We start from the raw sequence: 1,058 nt of genomic DNA on the forward strand, positions 1-1,058 counted from the left end.
TTAGAGCGGATTCCGTTCAGTCTGGATCATAACCGCACGAACTGAAGTAATTGGCGCATTCGGTGGGCTGGAAGATATCGACGAGCCTGCCGATCAGGTCCCACAGGCCCAAGACGGTTCGTTCCGAAGCCTTTCGCAGCATGGCCTTGAGCTTGGAGAAGGCCTTCTCGATTGGATTGAAGTCGGGACTGTAGGGCGGCAGGAAGCGCAGGGTTGCGCCTGCCTGTTCGATCAGATCGCGAGCTGCGGCGCGTTTATGGCTCGATAAATTGTCCATGATGACGATGTCGCCGGGCCTCAGTACCGGAACCAGCACCTGCCGGACGTAGGCCTCGAACCAGTCACCGTTGATCGGCCCGTCAAGCACCATGGGCGCGACCATCCCGGTCATGCGCAGACCCGCGACCAGCGTGGTGGTCTTGCGGTGGCCGTGCGGGAAGCCCATCCGCAGGCGCTCGCCCCTGGGACAACGACCGTGGCTGCGGGTCATGTTCGTGGCGGTCCACGTCTCGTCGATGAATATCAGCCGCTCAGGATCAAGATCGAGCTGCCCCTCGAACCATTCCTCGCGCTGCTTCAGGACGTCGGGGCGGTCCTGCTCGATAGCGTGCCCGGTCTTTTTTTGCGCGTGATCCGGTGACGGGCGAAGAACCGCCACACCGTGCCGATCCCGACCGGTGTACCGTGTTCGGCGAGCTTCTCCTGGATCTCGGCCAACGTGATGTCGCCCTGCTCCTCGACCAGCGCGAGGATGAAGCCGGCCTGCGCTTCGATCCGCCCCGAAAGACGATCACCGCCCTGCGGCTTGGCTATCGCCCGGCCGTGGCGAAGTGCCAACTGACGCCAGCGGATCGCCGTCGCAACGCCGACCCCGAAACGCGCCGCTGCCCGGCGACAGCTCAACCCGCTCTCAATCGATGAGACCACCCGGTCCCGCAAATCCTGCGAAAGAGCTCGTGCCATCCATGCTGGCCTCCACATCCCAGCCAGCAGGATGAATCACAAACTCGCCCCGAAGGGAATCCCTCACCGAGTCAGTCGGAGCGGAAAACGCTCTA

The 1,058-nt window shown here is 62.9% G+C and carries 1 protein-coding gene; it reads right to left on the bottom strand.

Going from position 1 to position 1,058, the window contains the following annotated elements; translation table 11 throughout:
• Positions 1-16: 16 nt before the first annotated feature.
• Positions 17-963 (bottom strand): IS630 family transposase gene (locus ACM9ME_RS15400; protein ID WP_415644341.1). Its coding sequence is split into 2 segments (ribosomal slippage): positions 17-627 and positions 627-963, totalling 948 coding nucleotides; the frame shifts between segments, so codons are not numbered across the junction.
• Between the last annotated feature and the right edge of the window lie 95 nt (positions 964-1,058).

Source organism: Sphingomonas antarctica, from assembly GCF_965137005.1.
GTDB lineage: Bacteria > Pseudomonadota > Alphaproteobacteria > Sphingomonadales > Sphingomonadaceae > Sphingomonas_O > Sphingomonas_O antarctica.